This is a genomic window from Pseudomonas sp. PVC-3-1 (assembly GCF_057444315.1).
In genome coordinates, this window is sequence record NZ_CM172023.1 from 3,768,281 (window position 1) to 3,782,553 (window position 14,273).

Annotated in this window: 11 protein-coding genes; 5 read left to right on the forward strand and 6 right to left on the reverse strand. The window is 66.3% G+C overall.

Going from position 1 to position 14,273, the window contains the following annotated elements; translation table 11 throughout:
- The first annotated feature begins 61 nt into the window (after positions 1-61).
- Positions 62-784: a response regulator gene (locus AC2T4A_RS17625; RefSeq protein WP_416749259.1), complete on the forward strand. Its 723-nt coding sequence runs from the start codon at positions 62-64 to the stop codon at positions 782-784.
- Positions 784-2,160 carry an ATP-binding protein gene (locus AC2T4A_RS17630; protein WP_486741367.1) on the forward strand — a complete coding sequence of 459 codons (1,377 nt, stop codon included), beginning with the start codon at positions 784-786 and terminating at the stop codon, positions 2,158-2,160. The genes AC2T4A_RS17625 and AC2T4A_RS17630 overlap by 1 nt, the downstream gene beginning before the upstream one ends.
- A gap of 903 nt (positions 2,161-3,063) precedes the next feature.
- Here the strand turns inward: AC2T4A_RS17630 and AC2T4A_RS17635 are convergent.
- Both AC2T4A_RS17635 and AC2T4A_RS17640 read right to left on the reverse strand, forming a co-directional pair.
- On the reverse strand, positions 3,064-5,334 hold the full coding sequence (locus AC2T4A_RS17635) for a TonB-dependent receptor (protein ID WP_486741368.1): 2,271 nt from the start codon (positions 5,332-5,334) through the stop codon (positions 3,064-3,066).
- Positions 5,335-5,526: 192 nt separating this feature from the next.
- A complete protein-coding gene (locus AC2T4A_RS17640) occupies positions 5,527-6,741 on the reverse strand; it encodes an MFS transporter (protein WP_416749265.1) in 1,215 nt (404 codons plus the stop codon).
- A 205-nt stretch (positions 6,742-6,946) separates the two neighbouring features.
- Here AC2T4A_RS17640 and AC2T4A_RS17645 point away from each other — a divergent pair, with 205 nt between their 5' ends.
- From AC2T4A_RS17645 to AC2T4A_RS17655, 3 genes are all read left to right on the forward strand, one after another.
- Positions 6,947-7,642, forward strand: a complete 696-nt coding sequence (locus tag AC2T4A_RS17645) for an alpha/beta fold hydrolase (RefSeq protein ID WP_486741369.1) — start codon at positions 6,947-6,949, stop codon at positions 7,640-7,642.
- A gap of 54 nt (positions 7,643-7,696) precedes the next feature.
- On the forward strand, positions 7,697-8,089 hold the full coding sequence (locus tag AC2T4A_RS17650) for a GFA family protein (protein WP_486741370.1): 393 nt from the start codon (positions 7,697-7,699) through the stop codon (positions 8,087-8,089).
- 129 nt (positions 8,090-8,218) lie between these two features.
- Positions 8,219-10,156 (forward strand): tyrosine-protein phosphatase, encoded by a 1,938-nt coding sequence (locus AC2T4A_RS17655; protein WP_486741371.1) that lies wholly within the window; start codon positions 8,219-8,221, stop codon positions 10,154-10,156.
- A 214-nt stretch (positions 10,157-10,370) separates the two neighbouring features.
- Here AC2T4A_RS17655 and AC2T4A_RS17660 read toward each other — a convergent pair whose 3' ends face one another.
- The 4 genes from AC2T4A_RS17660 to AC2T4A_RS17675 form a co-directional block, all read right to left on the reverse strand.
- Positions 10,371-11,399 carry an AraC family transcriptional regulator gene (locus tag AC2T4A_RS17660; protein ID WP_486741372.1) on the reverse strand — a complete coding sequence of 343 codons (1,029 nt, stop codon included), beginning with the start codon at positions 11,397-11,399 and terminating at the stop codon, positions 10,371-10,373.
- A gap of 186 nt (positions 11,400-11,585) precedes the next feature.
- The gene (locus AC2T4A_RS17665; RefSeq protein ID WP_416749274.1) at positions 11,586-11,756 is read right to left on the reverse strand and encodes a hypothetical protein; all 171 of its coding nucleotides are present in this window, start codon (positions 11,754-11,756) and stop codon (positions 11,586-11,588) included.
- A gap of 75 nt (positions 11,757-11,831) precedes the next feature.
- Entirely contained in the window at positions 11,832-12,962 is a 1,131-nt protein-coding gene (locus AC2T4A_RS17670) for a helix-turn-helix transcriptional regulator (RefSeq protein WP_416749276.1), read from the reverse strand.
- Positions 12,963-13,064: 102 nt separating this feature from the next.
- Positions 13,065-14,114, reverse strand: coding sequence for a 3-ketosteroid-9-alpha-monooxygenase, oxygenase component (locus tag AC2T4A_RS17675; RefSeq protein WP_416749279.1), 1,050 nt, complete (start codon positions 14,112-14,114; stop codon positions 13,065-13,067).
- Between the last annotated feature and the right edge of the window lie 159 nt (positions 14,115-14,273).

The following is a 14,273-nucleotide window of genomic DNA, read 5'->3' on the forward strand; positions in this document are numbered from 1 at the left end:
ATTTGCGCCGTGCTGTCCTCGCCAGCAGCCGGAACCCTAGCGACCCGCCGCGAGTTTCCCGATGTCCAGGCCAGACCACATCCTCGTCGTCGACGACGACCCCGAGATCCGCCAATTGCTGGCCGACTACCTCAAGGGCATGGGCTACCAGGTGTCCGCCGCCGCCGATGGCCGCGAGATGCAGCGCCAGCTGGAAGTCCAGCCGGTGGACCTGGTGGTGCTCGACCTGATGCTCCCCGGCGAGGACGGCCTGACCCTGTGCCGCGACCTGCGCGCGCGCAGCGACGTGCCGGTGATCATGCTCACCGCGCGCGGCACGCTGATCGACCGCATCATCGGCCTGGAGATGGGCGCCGACGACTACCTGCCCAAGCCCTTCGACCCGCGCGAGCTGCTGGCGCGGATCAAGGTGGTGCTGCGCCGGGTGCAGAGCTTCCCGCAGCGCGCCCAGGTGGACGAAGCGGCGACCCTGCGCTTCGCCGGCTGGGAGCTGGATACCCGCGCCCGTCACCTGCGCTCGCCGGCCGGCTTGAGCATTGCGCTGGCTGGATCGGATTTCCGCCTGCTGCGCCTGCTGCTGCAGCATCCCAATCGGCCGCTCGGTCGGGACTTTCTGTTGCGTCAGGTGTTCGACAAGGAGCGCCTGCCCTTCGACCGCGCCATCGACGTCTGTGTGAGCCGCCTGCGCCAGCACCTGGAAGATGATCCGAAGTCGCCGAGGCTGATCCGCACCGTGCGCAACCAGGGCTACATGCTCACCGCCGAAGACGTGGTCAGCGCCTGATGCGCCTGTGGCCGCGCACGCTGTTCGGGCGGCTGGTGGTGATCCTGGTAGGCGGGATGATCGCCGCCCAGGTGCTCACCGGCAGCATCTGGTACGACGTGCGCCACACCCAGGCGCTGGAGATTCCCCTGCGCCTGGCGGCGGCGCGACTGACCGATCTGCAGCATCTGCACCAGCGTCAGCCGGCGGATTTTGCTCAGGCGCTGGGTGCGCTTGACCGGCCGGGGTTCGAGGCGCGCCTGGTGGATTCGATGGAGGAGTCGGAGGGGGCTATCGACCCCGCGGCTGAGCGCCTGCTGCGTCGCGCTGTTCACGATCAAGGGGGCGACCCGCAAGGCTTGCGCCTGTTGCAGGTGGAACTGCGCGACGGCGCTGGTGAGCGCAGCGGGCTGGCAGGGCTGTTCACCGGCAGTGGCAGCAAGGCGCACCTGTTGCTGGAAGCGCCGCTGGGCGATGGCCAATGGCTGCGCCTGGAGATGCTCGAAGGGCAGGGCTGGAGCAGCCAGTCGACCCTCGATGTAGCCCTGGACTATCTGCTGCGCCTGTACCTGCTGCGCATCATCGTCGTCGTGCTCCTGGCGTTGCTGGCGGTACGTCTGGCCATCGGCCCGCTGGACAAGTTGGCGCGCGCGGCCGAAGCCCTGGGCCAGGACATCCAGCGCCCGCCGCTGGCTGAAGAAGGTCCGCTGGAAGTGCGCCGCGCCGCCCGCGCCTTCAATGCCATGCAGCAGCGCCTGATCCACAACCTCGGCGAGCGCATGCGCTTCCTCGCCGCCGTCTCCCATGACCTGCGCTCGCCGATCACCCGGCTGCGCCTGCGCACGGAAATGCTCGACGACGAGACTGCGCGGCAGAAGCTGCGCAAGGACCTCGACGATATGGAAGGCATGGTCACCGCGACCCTGGACTTCATCAGCGGCAGCGATCTCGACGAGGCGCGACAGAACCTCGACGTGAACGCGCTGCTGCAGAGCCTGCAGGCGGATTTCGAGGAGCAGGGCGAGCAGGTTTCACTGTCCGGGCGCGCGCTGCAACCGCTTCCGGGGTATCCGCTGAGCCTGCAGCGGGCGTTGCTCAATCTGCTGGAGAACGCCATCCGTTATGCCGGTGGCGCCGAAGTCGAGGTCGAAGACAGCGCCCAGGCGCTGTGCATCCGTGTGCTGGATCGCGGGCCGGGGATTGCGCCAGAGCAGCTGGAGCGGGTGACCGAACCGTTCTATCGCCTGGAACAGTCGCGCAACCGCTCCACCGGCGGCTACGGATTGGGCCTGAGCATCGCCCAGACCATTGCCGCGGCGCATCATGGCCGGCTGGAGCTGCGTAACCGCGAGGGTGGCGGTCTTCAAGCAACACTGCTGTTCGACCGCGGCATGTAGGGCGTACAACCGTTCGCGGTTGTACGCCGTTTACGCCGCTGCGTGGGGTGGAGGCATGGTCAAACGGCGTATAACGCCGAGCGTTATACGCCCTACGGTCGGCCGCTTAATCGGGATCGGGTCGCAAGCCTGCCCACCCGGTTTCCGGGGAGGGAGTCCTGTTGCTGGACAGGTTCGCGGTTGGACGTGTCGCGCCACCGCTCGGAAGCATGCAGCGCCTGTAGGAGCGAGCTTGCTCGCGAAGCGCTTGGCTCCGTGCCGTACCGGTTCGCGAGCAAGCTCGCTCCTACAAGGAAACAGTGCAGCGGGGATCGGGTCGCGAGCCTGCCCACCCGGTTTCCGGGGAGGGAGTCCTGTTGCTGGACAGGTTCGCGGTTGGACGTGTCGCGCCACCGCTCGGAAGCATGCAGCGCCTGTAGGAGCGAGCTTGCTCGCGAAGCGCTTGGCAGCGTGCCGTGCCGGTTCGCGAGCAAGCTCGCTCCTATAAGGAAACAGTGCGGCGGGGATCGGGTCGCGAGCCTGCTCACCCGGTTTCCGGGGAGGGAGTCCTGTTGGTGGACAGGTTCGCGGTTGAACGTGTCGCGCCACCGCTCGGAAGCATGCAGTGCCTGTAGGAGCGAGCTTGCTCGCGAAGCGCTTGGCAGCGTGCCGTGCCGGTTCGCGAGCAAGCTCGCTCCTACAAAGAGTGCAGCGGGGATCGGGTCGCGAGCCTGCCCACCCGGTTCCGGGGAGGGAGTCCTGTTGGTGGACAGGTTCGCGGTTGAAGTGAGCGGCGGAGCAGATTGACCTGCGTAGGAGCGGACTCTGTCCGCGATGCTGTCCGGCGCGATGCGGGCCTATCGCGGACGGAGTCCGCTCCTACGAAAAACGGATCGGTGCGTCGTCAGCCGCGCTGATCAATGCTCAGAACGAATAATCCGCACTCAGCACCGCACCGCGGCTTGCGCCCGGCACGCCGTAACCGCGGCCGTTGTACTGGCTCCAGTAGTGTTTGTCGAACAGGTTGTTGACGTTCAACCGCAGTTGCACGTCCTGGGTCGCCTGCCAGCTGAGCATGGCGTCGTGCACTACGTAGCCGGGCACGGTGCTCTGGCCGGCGCGGGTCATGGTCGAGCCGAGGCCCGGATAGATCTTCACGTCGTCCACATATTGCACGCCGTAGCTCAGGGCCAGATCGTCCGGCAGCTGCCAGGTGCTCCACAGGCTCAGGGCGTTCTGCGGGGTGTTGGCCAGTTGCACGCCCTTGTCCGAGCCGTTGTAGGGCTTCACCAGCTTGCTGTTCTGGTGTACGTAGGCGGCGTACAGCGACCAGTTGCGCGTGATGTTGCCGCTGGCGGACAGCTCGATGCCGCGCACCCGCTCCTCGCCGCCGGTATAGGCGGAAAGCTCCTCGTCGTCGATGTAGGTCAACTGGCGCTTGGTCTCGAACACGTCGCCGTTGAGTGCCAGTTGGCCGTCGAGGAATTCCCACTTGCTGCCCACTTCGTAGGTCTTGCCGCGGTCGCCCTTGGTCGAGGCAATGCTGCCGGTCTGCGCCACCGCGAGCACGCCAGAAGGTTGCCTGGCGTTGGCGTAGCTGACGTAGAGGCTGCCGTTCTCCACCGGCTTGTAGGTCAGTGCGGTGTGCACGCTGGTGAGCTTCTCGTTCTGCGAGGAGCTGCCCTTGTCGACCCAGGCGGCGCTCTGGCTGGCGCGGGTCTCGCTGTCCAGCACGCGGGTGTCGAAGTGGTCCTGGCGGGCGGCCAGGTGGAGTTGCCAGTGCTCGTCGAACTTCAGGGTGTCGAGCAGGTAGAAGGCCTTGTCGAGCTGCTCCACCGACTGCTTGGCGGAGGTGTAGGTGTCCAGCGCATAGGGGTATTTCGACCAGTCGTTGCTGGCTACCGGCAGGTTGCCCATGGTGGTCCGGCTGGCGGCGGTGAGCGCGCCGGTCTTCGAGTCCAGCGTCTGCTTGCTCAGGTCGAAGCCGCCGACCAGGGTATGGCCGATGCCGAAGGTATCGAAGTGCCAGGTCAGGTTGGTCTGGTTGCTGTAGGTCTCGTTGGTTTGCGAACGCAGCGGCGTGTTGATGTTGCGCCGGTAGATGCCCTTGCCGGCCTGGATGCCCGGCGCGCCGGCGTTCGCATCGCCACCGGGGGTGGTGACGAAGAAGTCGTGGTCCAGGTGGAACCAGGTGAAGCGGCTGTCCAGGCTCAGGTCATCGTTGAAGTCATGGGCGAACTTCAGGTTCACGCGGTGCGATTCGTTGTTCTCGTAGTCGAGGTTGCGCCAGCCCCAGTAGCTGCTCCAGCTGGCGCCGCCAGCGCGGTGCGGCGAGCTGCCGTTGCTGCCGTTGACGGTCGGGATGCCGTAGTCCGGCGTGGCGTTGTCATGCAGGTATTCGTAGGCCAGGGTGACGCGGGTGTCGGTGCCCAGGCCCAGTGCCAAGGAGGGGGCGAAGCCGTAGCGTTCGTCGCCGACCCAGTCGCGGCCGTCGGTGCCGGTGTTGGCGCCCATCACGTTGACGCGGAAGGCCGCGCCTTCGCCGAGGCCGTCGATGCGGTGGTTGACGTCCAGCGTACCGCGCTTGAAGTTGGCCGTACCGACGCCGCCGCTGAGCAGGTTGAAGTCATCCAGTTGCGGGGTCTTGGTCACCAGGTTGACCGCGCCGCCAACGGCGCCAACGCCCCAGGCCGCAGTGCTGGAGCCCTTGAAGACCTCCACGCCCTCGGTGTTGAAGAAGTCGTCGCGGGAGTACTTGGCCGGGTCGCGCACGCCATCGCGGTAGATGTTGCCGTCGGCGTTGAAGCCGCGGATGGTCAGGCTGTCGCCCACGCCACCGCCGCCCTCGCCGGAGTTGAAGGTGATGCCCGGCACGTTGCGCAGGGCGTCCTTCAGGCTCTGGGCATTCTGCTCCTTGAGCAGCGTCTCGGAGAGAACCGTGACGCTCTGTGGGGTATCGCGCAGCGGTTCGCTGTACTTCGCCGAGCTGGCGTGGTCGACCTTGTAGGGCGACTCCCGGGTGGCCTGCACGGTACTGTCGGGCAGGGCCAGGGCGTCCTGGTCATCGGCGGTGGGAGGTTGATCGGCCCAGGCGCTCAGCGGGATCGCCATGAAGGAGGCGAGGCCGACGATGGGGGCAAGGGTGAGAGGTGCGTCGGAACGGGTAACGGGAGTGAGGTTCAAGCGGGACGACATGGACGGAAAGCTCTCCGGCAAATGCGAGTTATTTGCATTGCGGAAAGGCTAACAGTGATGGCCCGAGGCCCAGGCAGCGCAAATGTATCGCCGGCGACGCTCAGGGCGCTTTACAACAATCCATTACATTTGCCCGCGCACGAATGGCCGGGCGAAGGGTCTGCCGCCGGCTCGGGGCCGGCGGCAGGGGGGTTACGCTTTCTTCTTCGTGGACGGCAGCAGAATCGTCAGGCAGCCCAGCAGCGGCAGGTAGGAGCACAGCGTGTAGACGTACTCGATGCCATGGATGTCGGCCAGGTGGCCGAGGAAGGCCGCGCCGATGCCGCCGAAGCCGAACATCAGGCCGAAGAACACCCCGGCGATCATGCCGACGTTACCGGGCACCAGTTCCTGGGCGTAGACCACGATGGCGGAGAAGGCCGAGGCGAGGATGAAGCCGATCACCAGGCTCAGCACGCTGGTCCAGAACAGGTCGACGTAGGGCAGCGCCAGGGTGAAGGGCGTGACACCGAGGATGGAGAACCAGATCACCGCCTTGCGCCCGATACGGTCGCCCACCGGGCCGCCGAAGAAGGTGCCGGCCGCTACCGCACCGAGGAAGCCGAAGAGGTAGAGCTGCGAGCTGGCCACCGAGAGGTCGAACTTCTCGATCAGGTAGAAGGTGTAGTAGCTGGTGAAGCTCGCCATGTAGAAGTACTTGGAGAACACCAGCAGCGCCAGCACCACCAGGGACGCCGTCACCCGGCCCTTGGACAGCCCGTGGGTGGCCACGCCGCCGGCCTTGAGCTTGAACAGGTTGAGGTGGTGGCTGTACCAGCGGCTCAGGCCCCAGAGCACGCCGACGAGGAACACCGCGAACAGGCCGAAGTACGCCACGTTGCCTTGGCCGTACGGAATGATGATGGCTGCCGCCAATAGCGGGCCGAAGGCGCTGCCGGCGTTGCCGCCGACCTGGAAGGTGGACTGCGCCAGCCCATAGCGCCCGCCGGAGGCCAGCCGCGCGATGCGCGAGGTTTCCGGGTGGAAGGTCGAGGAGCCGATGCCCACCAGCGCCGAGGCCAGCAGGATGGCGTGGAAGCTGCCGACGAAGGCCAGCATGAGGATGCCGATCAGCGTGCAGACGCTGCCCAGCGGCGCCAGCCAGGGTTTGGGATGGCGGTCGGTGTGATAGCCCACCCAGGGCTGCAGCAGCGAGGCGGTCAGCTGGAAGGTCAGGGTGATCAGGCCGACCTGGGTGAAGCTCAGGCCATAGTTGGCCTTGAGTACCGGATAGATCGACGGCAGCACGGCCTGGATCAGGTCGTTGGTCAGGTGGGCGAGGGCGCACGCGCCGATCACGCGCATGACCAGCGGGCTAGCCTGGCTGGCCACGGACGGCGTGGCCAGGGAAGAAGCGGTGGTAGACATGGGACTCCGGGGCAGCAAGGTGTGGCGCGCGGGCAGGGCGCGCCGGGGTTTTTCGTATTTGGGTGGCCTATGCTAGGCGCGGCCAAGGCGGCTGTCTCACGCGATCCGGACGACGAATATCGCGAAACGGCCAAATCGGCCTCCCACTTTGCGGATCAGCTATGCTCGCAGGCCTTCAAGAAGCCCATCCCGCCAGGTCTACCGCATGTCGTCCGCTGTCACTTTCCGCGTGCCCTTCGATGGGCGCGAACTCCACGCCGACACCCTGAAGGGCGACTCGTCGCTGCACCTGTTCGGCATTCATGGTGGCGGTGCCAGCAATCGCTCGGTGTGGGATGGCTTGCGTCGGTCGTTGTGGCAGCGCGGCGTGGGGTCGACGGCTTTGGACTGCATCGGCCACGGCCAGACCGGCGGCGTGTTCGCTGATTCCTCGCTGCAGCGCCGCAGCCAGCAGGCGCAGTCGGTGATCGAACAGGCGGGCGTGCGTCCGACCGCGCTGGCCGGTATCAGCATGGGCGCCTACAACGCGCTGCGGTTGAGCGAAGAACTGGAGGCGCAGGCGCTGATCCTCATCGTGCCCGGCATCTATACCCCCGAAGCCCACGAGGTGCCGTTCGGGCCGGACTTCTCGGCGATCATCCGTCGTCCGCGCAGCTGGGCCGACAGCGACGCCTGGGACATCCTCGGGCGCTTCCGTGGCCGCTTGCTGGTGGTGGCCGGCGAGCAGGACAGCGTGATCCCGCTGGAAATCCCCGAGCGCCTGCATGCCGCCGCGACCCGCGCGAGCCAGCGTGAGCTGCTGGTGGTGCCTGGTGCCGGCCACAAGGGGTTGCTGCCACGGCTGCTGGACAACCCGCAATGGCATGCCGCCGTACTGGCCTGCGTCGGTCTGGAAGACTGAACATCGACAGACCGGGCGGGTCATCATCACTCCTGCCCAATGAAGAGGTGCAACATGGACAAGGTCACCGGCAGCTGCCTGTGCGGCAGCCTGCGCATCGAAGCCACCGGCCAGCCGTACCGGGTCGGTATCTGCCATTGCCTGGATTGTCGCAAGCACCATGGCGCGCTGTTCAATTCATCGGCGATCTTCCCCGAGAGCGCCGTGCAGATCGAGGGTGAGTCCCACGAGTACAAGGGGCGAAGCTTCTGCCCGCGCTGCGGTTCCTCGGTGTTCGGCCGCAGCCCCGGCGAGATCGAGGTGGCGCTCGGTGCGCTGGATGCGCCGGACCAGTTCCAGCCCACCTATGAGCTGTGGACCTGTCGCCGCGAAGCGTGGCTGCCGGCGTTTCCGATGCGCCACCGTTACGAGCGTGACCGCGAGTCCACCGGGCACCGCGACGACTAGCTCCACGGACAGAAAACGCACCCCACGGACAGATCGCGCCGGCATTTCCCGATGCCGCGCGATTGTCATATTCGCGCCTGAAAACCCTGCCGATAGTAGCCACGCCAACAAGCTCAAAGAGGCTACATCGTGTTTCATCGTGCTCTGCTTTCCGCTTCCACCGTCGGCCTGTCCCTGCTCAGCCTGTCCATCGCCTGCGCCAACGCAGCTGAGACCTACGCCCTGGACACGCCGCACCTGGCCGGTATCGATAACTTCCGCGACATCGCCGGAACCACCACTGCCTACACGACCAGCAACGACGGCGTGATGCGCTCCGGGGTGTTCTACCGCTCCAACGCGCTGACGCCCAAGGGCACGGACCTGGCGGTGCTGGGCAGCCTGGGCATCAGCGACGTGTTCGACCTGCGCACGCCCAGCGAGATCGCCGGCACGCCTGACACCCTGCCGGCCGGGGCGGCCTACCACAACATCGACATCATCGGCAGCACCACCTCCGGCGCCAACATCACCAACATCTCCTTCACCAGCGCCGCCCAGGCCGTGCAGATGATGGAAGAGACCAACCGCGCCTTCGTCAACGACGCCGGCATGCGCGGCCAGTTCACCACGCTGTTCAACGAACTGGCTGCCGCCGACGGCGCTGCCTTGTTCCACTGCACCGCCGGCAAGGACCGCACCGGTTGGACCGCCGCCGTGTTGCTGAGCATCGCCGGGGTGGACAGCCAGACCATCATGGACAACTACCTGGCCACCAACGACTACACCGCCGCGCGGATCAAGGCGACCCTGGCGATGATGCCGGCGAGCATGGCGGCGATCTACGAGCCGCTGATCGGCGTGCAGGCCAGCTACCTGCAGGCCGGCCTGGACGAGGTGACTGCCGAGTACGGCACGATGGACAACTACCTGAAGGAAGGTCTCGGCCTGTCCCAGGAGACCATCTACGTGCTGCGCGGCAAGATGGTTTACTACGGCACCCTGCCGGGTACCGCCGGGCTTTCCGGCAACGCTGCCGCCGGTGCCCAGTTGCTGACCCAGCTGCAGAACAGCAGCCTCTCCGGTGCCTACACCGCATACAACTACTACCTGCAGTCGGCCATCGACGCCGGCACCCTTGGCGGCGTCGAATCCACCGTCGGCGGGCAGGTGCATGCCGACGCGGCCAGCTACCTGCTGCGCCAGGATGCGCTGATCGATCGCGCTGCCGCGCCCTATGCCAGCGGCGTCGATCTGAAGACCGGGCAGACCCGCCTGTGGACCACCGCGCTGGCCGGCTACCAGGGCAACTCCGCCACCTCTGATGCGCAAAGCAGCAACGAACACACCCAGGGCATGATGGTCGGTGTGACCCAGCGCTTCTCCGAACAGCTCAGCGGCAACGCCGGTTTCGGCTATAGCAAGGGCAGCGTCGGCGGTGCCGGCGGCGAAGTGGATACCGACCTGACCTTCGTCCGTGGCGGTGCGCGCTTGGCCCTCGACAACCTGGAGCAGGGCCTGTTCGTCGATGCCGACCTCAGCTACGGCTGGCTCGACTACGACAGCAAGCGCGACATTGGCGGCGGCCTGGGCAAGGCCAAGGGCGACACCAGCGGCAACCTGAGTGGCGCCAGTGTCGCCCTGGGTTACCGCGCGGCGGTGTCCACCGTGACCCTGGAGCCGAGCATCGGCCTGCGCTACAGCCACCTGGACCTGGACGGCTTCCAGGAGAAGGGCAGCGAACTGGCGCTGGACGTCGACGACATCAGCGAAAACCGCCGTAGCGCCTACGCCAACCTGAAGGCCTCCTTCGCTCCGGTGGAGCTCGGCAGCGGCTGGCAGATGGTGCCAGGCCTGGAGGTGGGCTACGACCACGCGCTGGGCGACTACAAGGTCGACAGCGATGGCCAGCTGCTGGGCCTGGACGTCTCCCAGCGCGCCGCCTTCGACAACCGCGACCAGTTCAGCGGCGCCTTCAGCCTGACCGCCAGCCAGGGCGACTTCAGCGTCGGCGCCGAAGTCGGTGCCCTGGGCGGCAGCGGCAGCCACGGTGCCAGTGGCAGCCTGAAGGCCAGCTACCAGTTCTGATCGCATCGCGCTGTCCAAGCGGCCCGTCGCGTCATACGCGGCGGGCCGCCTTGCTTTCCAGCGAGTAGGACGGGTAATTCGTTCCGGGTTATGCGCCCTAGGCGGCTGATCTACATTGCCACGTTGATGGCGATGTTCGCGAGCAAGCTCGCTCCTACGAAGAGCTCGAAACCCTGTAGGAGCGAGCTTGCTCGCGAACCGAGCTGGCTGGAGCCTAGCCGGCGAGCGTTGAGAGCAGGGTGAGGTTGCTTCCCTGGGCAGGCGTCGACAGATTCCTGCGCAGGTCTGCCGGGCTCATGCCGTAGGCGTTCTGGAAGTACTGGCAGAAGCGCCCGACGTTGCTGAAGCCCAGGGCCAGGGATATCTCGCTGACCGACTGCGTGCTGTCCTGTTGCAGCGCAGCATAGGCGCGCTGCAGGCGCACCTCGCGCTGATAGGCGACGATAGAGCTGCCGACGAAGCGACGGAAGCCTTCCTGCAACGCGCGCAGGCTGACGTTGGTCAGTTCGGCCAGGTCGCTGCCGCTGACCATGGCGTCGGGATGCTCCTGGATATAGTCCATGGCCAGCTTCACATGGCGCGGAGCGATCTGCGGGGCGGGGCGCCTGAGCGCATCGCTGTAGTTGTGCGGCCAGATTTCCAGCACCGAATCCACCAGCATTTCCTGCAGGCGCGCCGGCATCAGCGCGCTGGAGTTGATCAGCAGGTCGAACTCGTTGCCGGTAGCCATCGCGACGATGGCCTTGATGCCCTGGAAAGCGTCGTTGCTCAGGTCCACCCGCGGCTGGAAGCGCACCTTGTGGGTGATCGGCCGGCCGAGCAGGGTGGCCAGGCGGCGGGCGAACAGCGAGCGGCGCACCGACAGCCCATGGTGCGCGTGGCCGTCGATGAAACCGACCGAACGCACCGAAGCCTTCTCCATGGCCAGCCCGACGCTGGGCAAGCCCACGCTGTCGCTGCACTGGTTGAAGACGACGCGGCCGGCGCTGGGGAATATGAAGGTGATCTCGTCATCCAGGTCCGGCATCTCGGTCAGCAGGTCGCCGCGAAAGCTCAGACGACGGAAGCTCACGCCTTCGTAGCGCCCGTAGACGCCGCCGATGGCGATCGGCCGTTCCGGGCGCGGCATCCCCGAATAGAGGTTGCCGAACATCCGCGTGTAGAGCTCGCCGAAGTCGTCGGCGGTCATGTTCTCGGAACGGATCAGGAACTGCTTGCGCGAGGTGCTCGTGTCTACCGTCATGGTCCGTCTTCTGGCAGCGCCGGGGGAGCCGCGCCGACCCTGGGGGGCGGCGTGCGGAATGTGGGCGAGCACGTTAGCGGCCGAGGGTTACAAATCCGTGATGGCCGTAGGGCGTATGACCGTTCGCGGTCATACGCCGCTTCTGTGTGCCGGCCGCTTGCACCTTGCTCAAACCGGGCGCATTCATCACGGCACTGCCCGCAAGCAGCTCCCCAGGTCGCACGGCGCCGGCAGCGAGCGCTGGGCGGCCAGACGCACCTGCTGTGCCGAGCGTTCGTGGATATCCAGCATCAGGTGGGCGGTGAACAGGCAGCTGCAGAAGATCAGCGCCACGAACAGCGGAATCAGTCTGGACATGCTGGCGACCTCGTCGACCAACTGGGGGTGTCCCACGTTAGTCGCCGAGGCCGGCGGACAAATCGTCCGCTCGGACTAGCCCAGGGTCGCCACGCTGCGCAGGATCAGGCGCACCAGCATGGTCTGGCGGGTCACCCCGGTCTTGGAGAAGGTCGAGCGCAGGTGGGCGCGCGCGGTGTTGCGGCTGATGTTCAATTCTTCCGAGGCCTCGTCCAGGGTCAGACCGTTGGCCAGCAGCATGGCCAACTGCGCTTCGGCCGGGGTCAGGTCGAACAGCGCCTTGACGATTTCCTGCGGCGCGCGGGACTCCTGTTCCGGGTCGCTGACGAAGATCACCACCGACGGGCAGTGCTTGCCCTCGTTCCATTCGCTCAGCGGCACCGAGCGCACGATGATGCCCAGGTCCGCGCGGCCGGACGGGCGCTGCACGCGCATGGCCTCCACCACCGAGGGTTGCGCGCCTTTCTGCGACTGCAGCGCCTGTTTCACCAACCGGCGAAACTCCTGGCAGTCGCGCGGAGTGCCGACCTGCAGGCTGTCGGCGCTGATCTTCAGGCCGTCCTTCTCGCGCAGCAGGTTTTCCGCCACCTGGTTGGTCTGCAGGATCTTGCCGGCTTCGTCGAGGATGATGGTGCCGACGGCGAACTGGTCCACCGCGCCGGCGTAGAGGTTGCGTTCCGTCTCGATGCGGTTGATCTGCGTATGCAGCGCCACCGAGCGCTCCAGGTGCGGGACGAAATAGGCCAGCAGGGCCTTGTCGTTGTCGGTGAAGCCGGGCGATTCCACGCCGCGGCTGACGCGGATGCGGCACAGGGCGCCGTCGCTGGTGCGGATGTCGGCGCCGAGGATGTGGAACACCCCGACCGGCTCGAGGAAGTTGCGGTAGAACTCCGACGCCAGCCACTGTTCCTTGGAGACGAACTCCTCGAGGATCACCACCTGGCCGCTGGGCAGGTCGACGAAGGGGTCGAGGTTGAAATAGTACTGGTTGTACGACGCCACGACCTCGGCCGAGCTGCCGTTGGTGTTGACCATCAGGCCTTCGCTCTGGTCGCTTGGCGGACGCAGGATGAAGGTGACGTACTTGGCCTCGAGGAACTGGTTGAGCTGGTTGAGGAAGGATTGCCACGGCGTGGGCTCCAGGGGGCCCTGGTAGAGATTGCCGAGCATCCCGCTGAACTGGTCGAGATCGAGCGACTGTGCCATCGGTAGAACCATTTTTTATTGTTGTTGTAGGAAAGCGCCGACGAGATTAATCGGCGCATTCCGCAAAAGGCAATCGGTCCCGCAAGGCAGGGGACCGGTGGCTCAGGCCGGTTCCGCCTGTGCTGCCCGCACCACGAAGCTCTTGCGTTCGGCGAGGCCCGTCGGCAGCTCGGCGATGTTGGTGTAGAACTGCTCGTACCACTTGCGCAGCTGGTACACCGGGCCGTCGCCGTCGCACAGCAGCGGGTTGTCGACGCGGGTCTTGCTGTGCCAGATGGCTACGTCCTCGTAGAAGGCGGCGCGCGCCTGCTCCACGTAGGCCAGGGCCATGGCGCGGTTGTCCTCGGCGGACAGGCCCGGCACCTTTTTCACCAGTACGCCGTAGCGCAGGGTGAAGCTGTTCTGGTCGATGGGCACGTGGCAGTTGAGCAGGATCGACTCGATCGGCTGGCCGCCCATGGCGCCGGTCATCCAGGTGATCTGGTAGGCCGGGCCGTAGTAGGTGGCTACGGTGCGCAGCTCGCTGTCGCCGGACAGGCGCGCGCTGCGGCCGCGCATCACCTGGGTGGCCATGTGGCTTTCGAAGTGGTTGCTGAATTCGTCGATGGGCGCTTTGTGCACGCTGTCGAAATGCGCCATGTCGGAGACGTTGTCCACCAGCTCGCGGCAGTTGGTGTCGATCTTCAGTTCTGCCACTTCCCACTCGGCCCACTCTGCGTCGTAACAGGCGTCGATGCGTGGGATGGCCTGCTCGGCGATGGGCGGGTTGCCTTCGGGATCGTTCCAGACGAATAGCAGGTGGTTCTGCTCCATGACCGGCCAGGACTTGATTTTCGCCCTTGGCGGGATGCGCTTGGCATAGGGGATGTCATCGCACACGCCGTCGGCGCCCCAGCGCCATTCGTGGAAGGGGCAGCGCAGGCTGTTGCCTTCCACGCAGCCGTCGCTGAGGTCCGCGCCCATGTGCGGGCAGTAGCCGTCAAGAATGTGCAGTTGGCCATCCTCGCCCTGGAAGGCCACCAGGCGGGTGCCGAATACATCCAGGCGATGGGCCTTGCCGTCGCGATACTGGCTGGCCAGCCCCAGGCAGTGCCAGCCGCGCGCGTAGCGCTCTTCTACCGGGCGCGCTTCGATACGGTGCAGCGTACTCATCTTGTTGTTCTCCCATCAGGTTGCCGCAGGCAGAAGGGCGGCACGAGCCTGGTTGGGATTCTGCAAGCCAGAGCGTCCGCGGCATCGTCTGAACGGACGAGGGCGCGCCCTAGTCCGGGTGGACGATGCCGCCAGCCCCCTGGCCGGCGATAACACCGT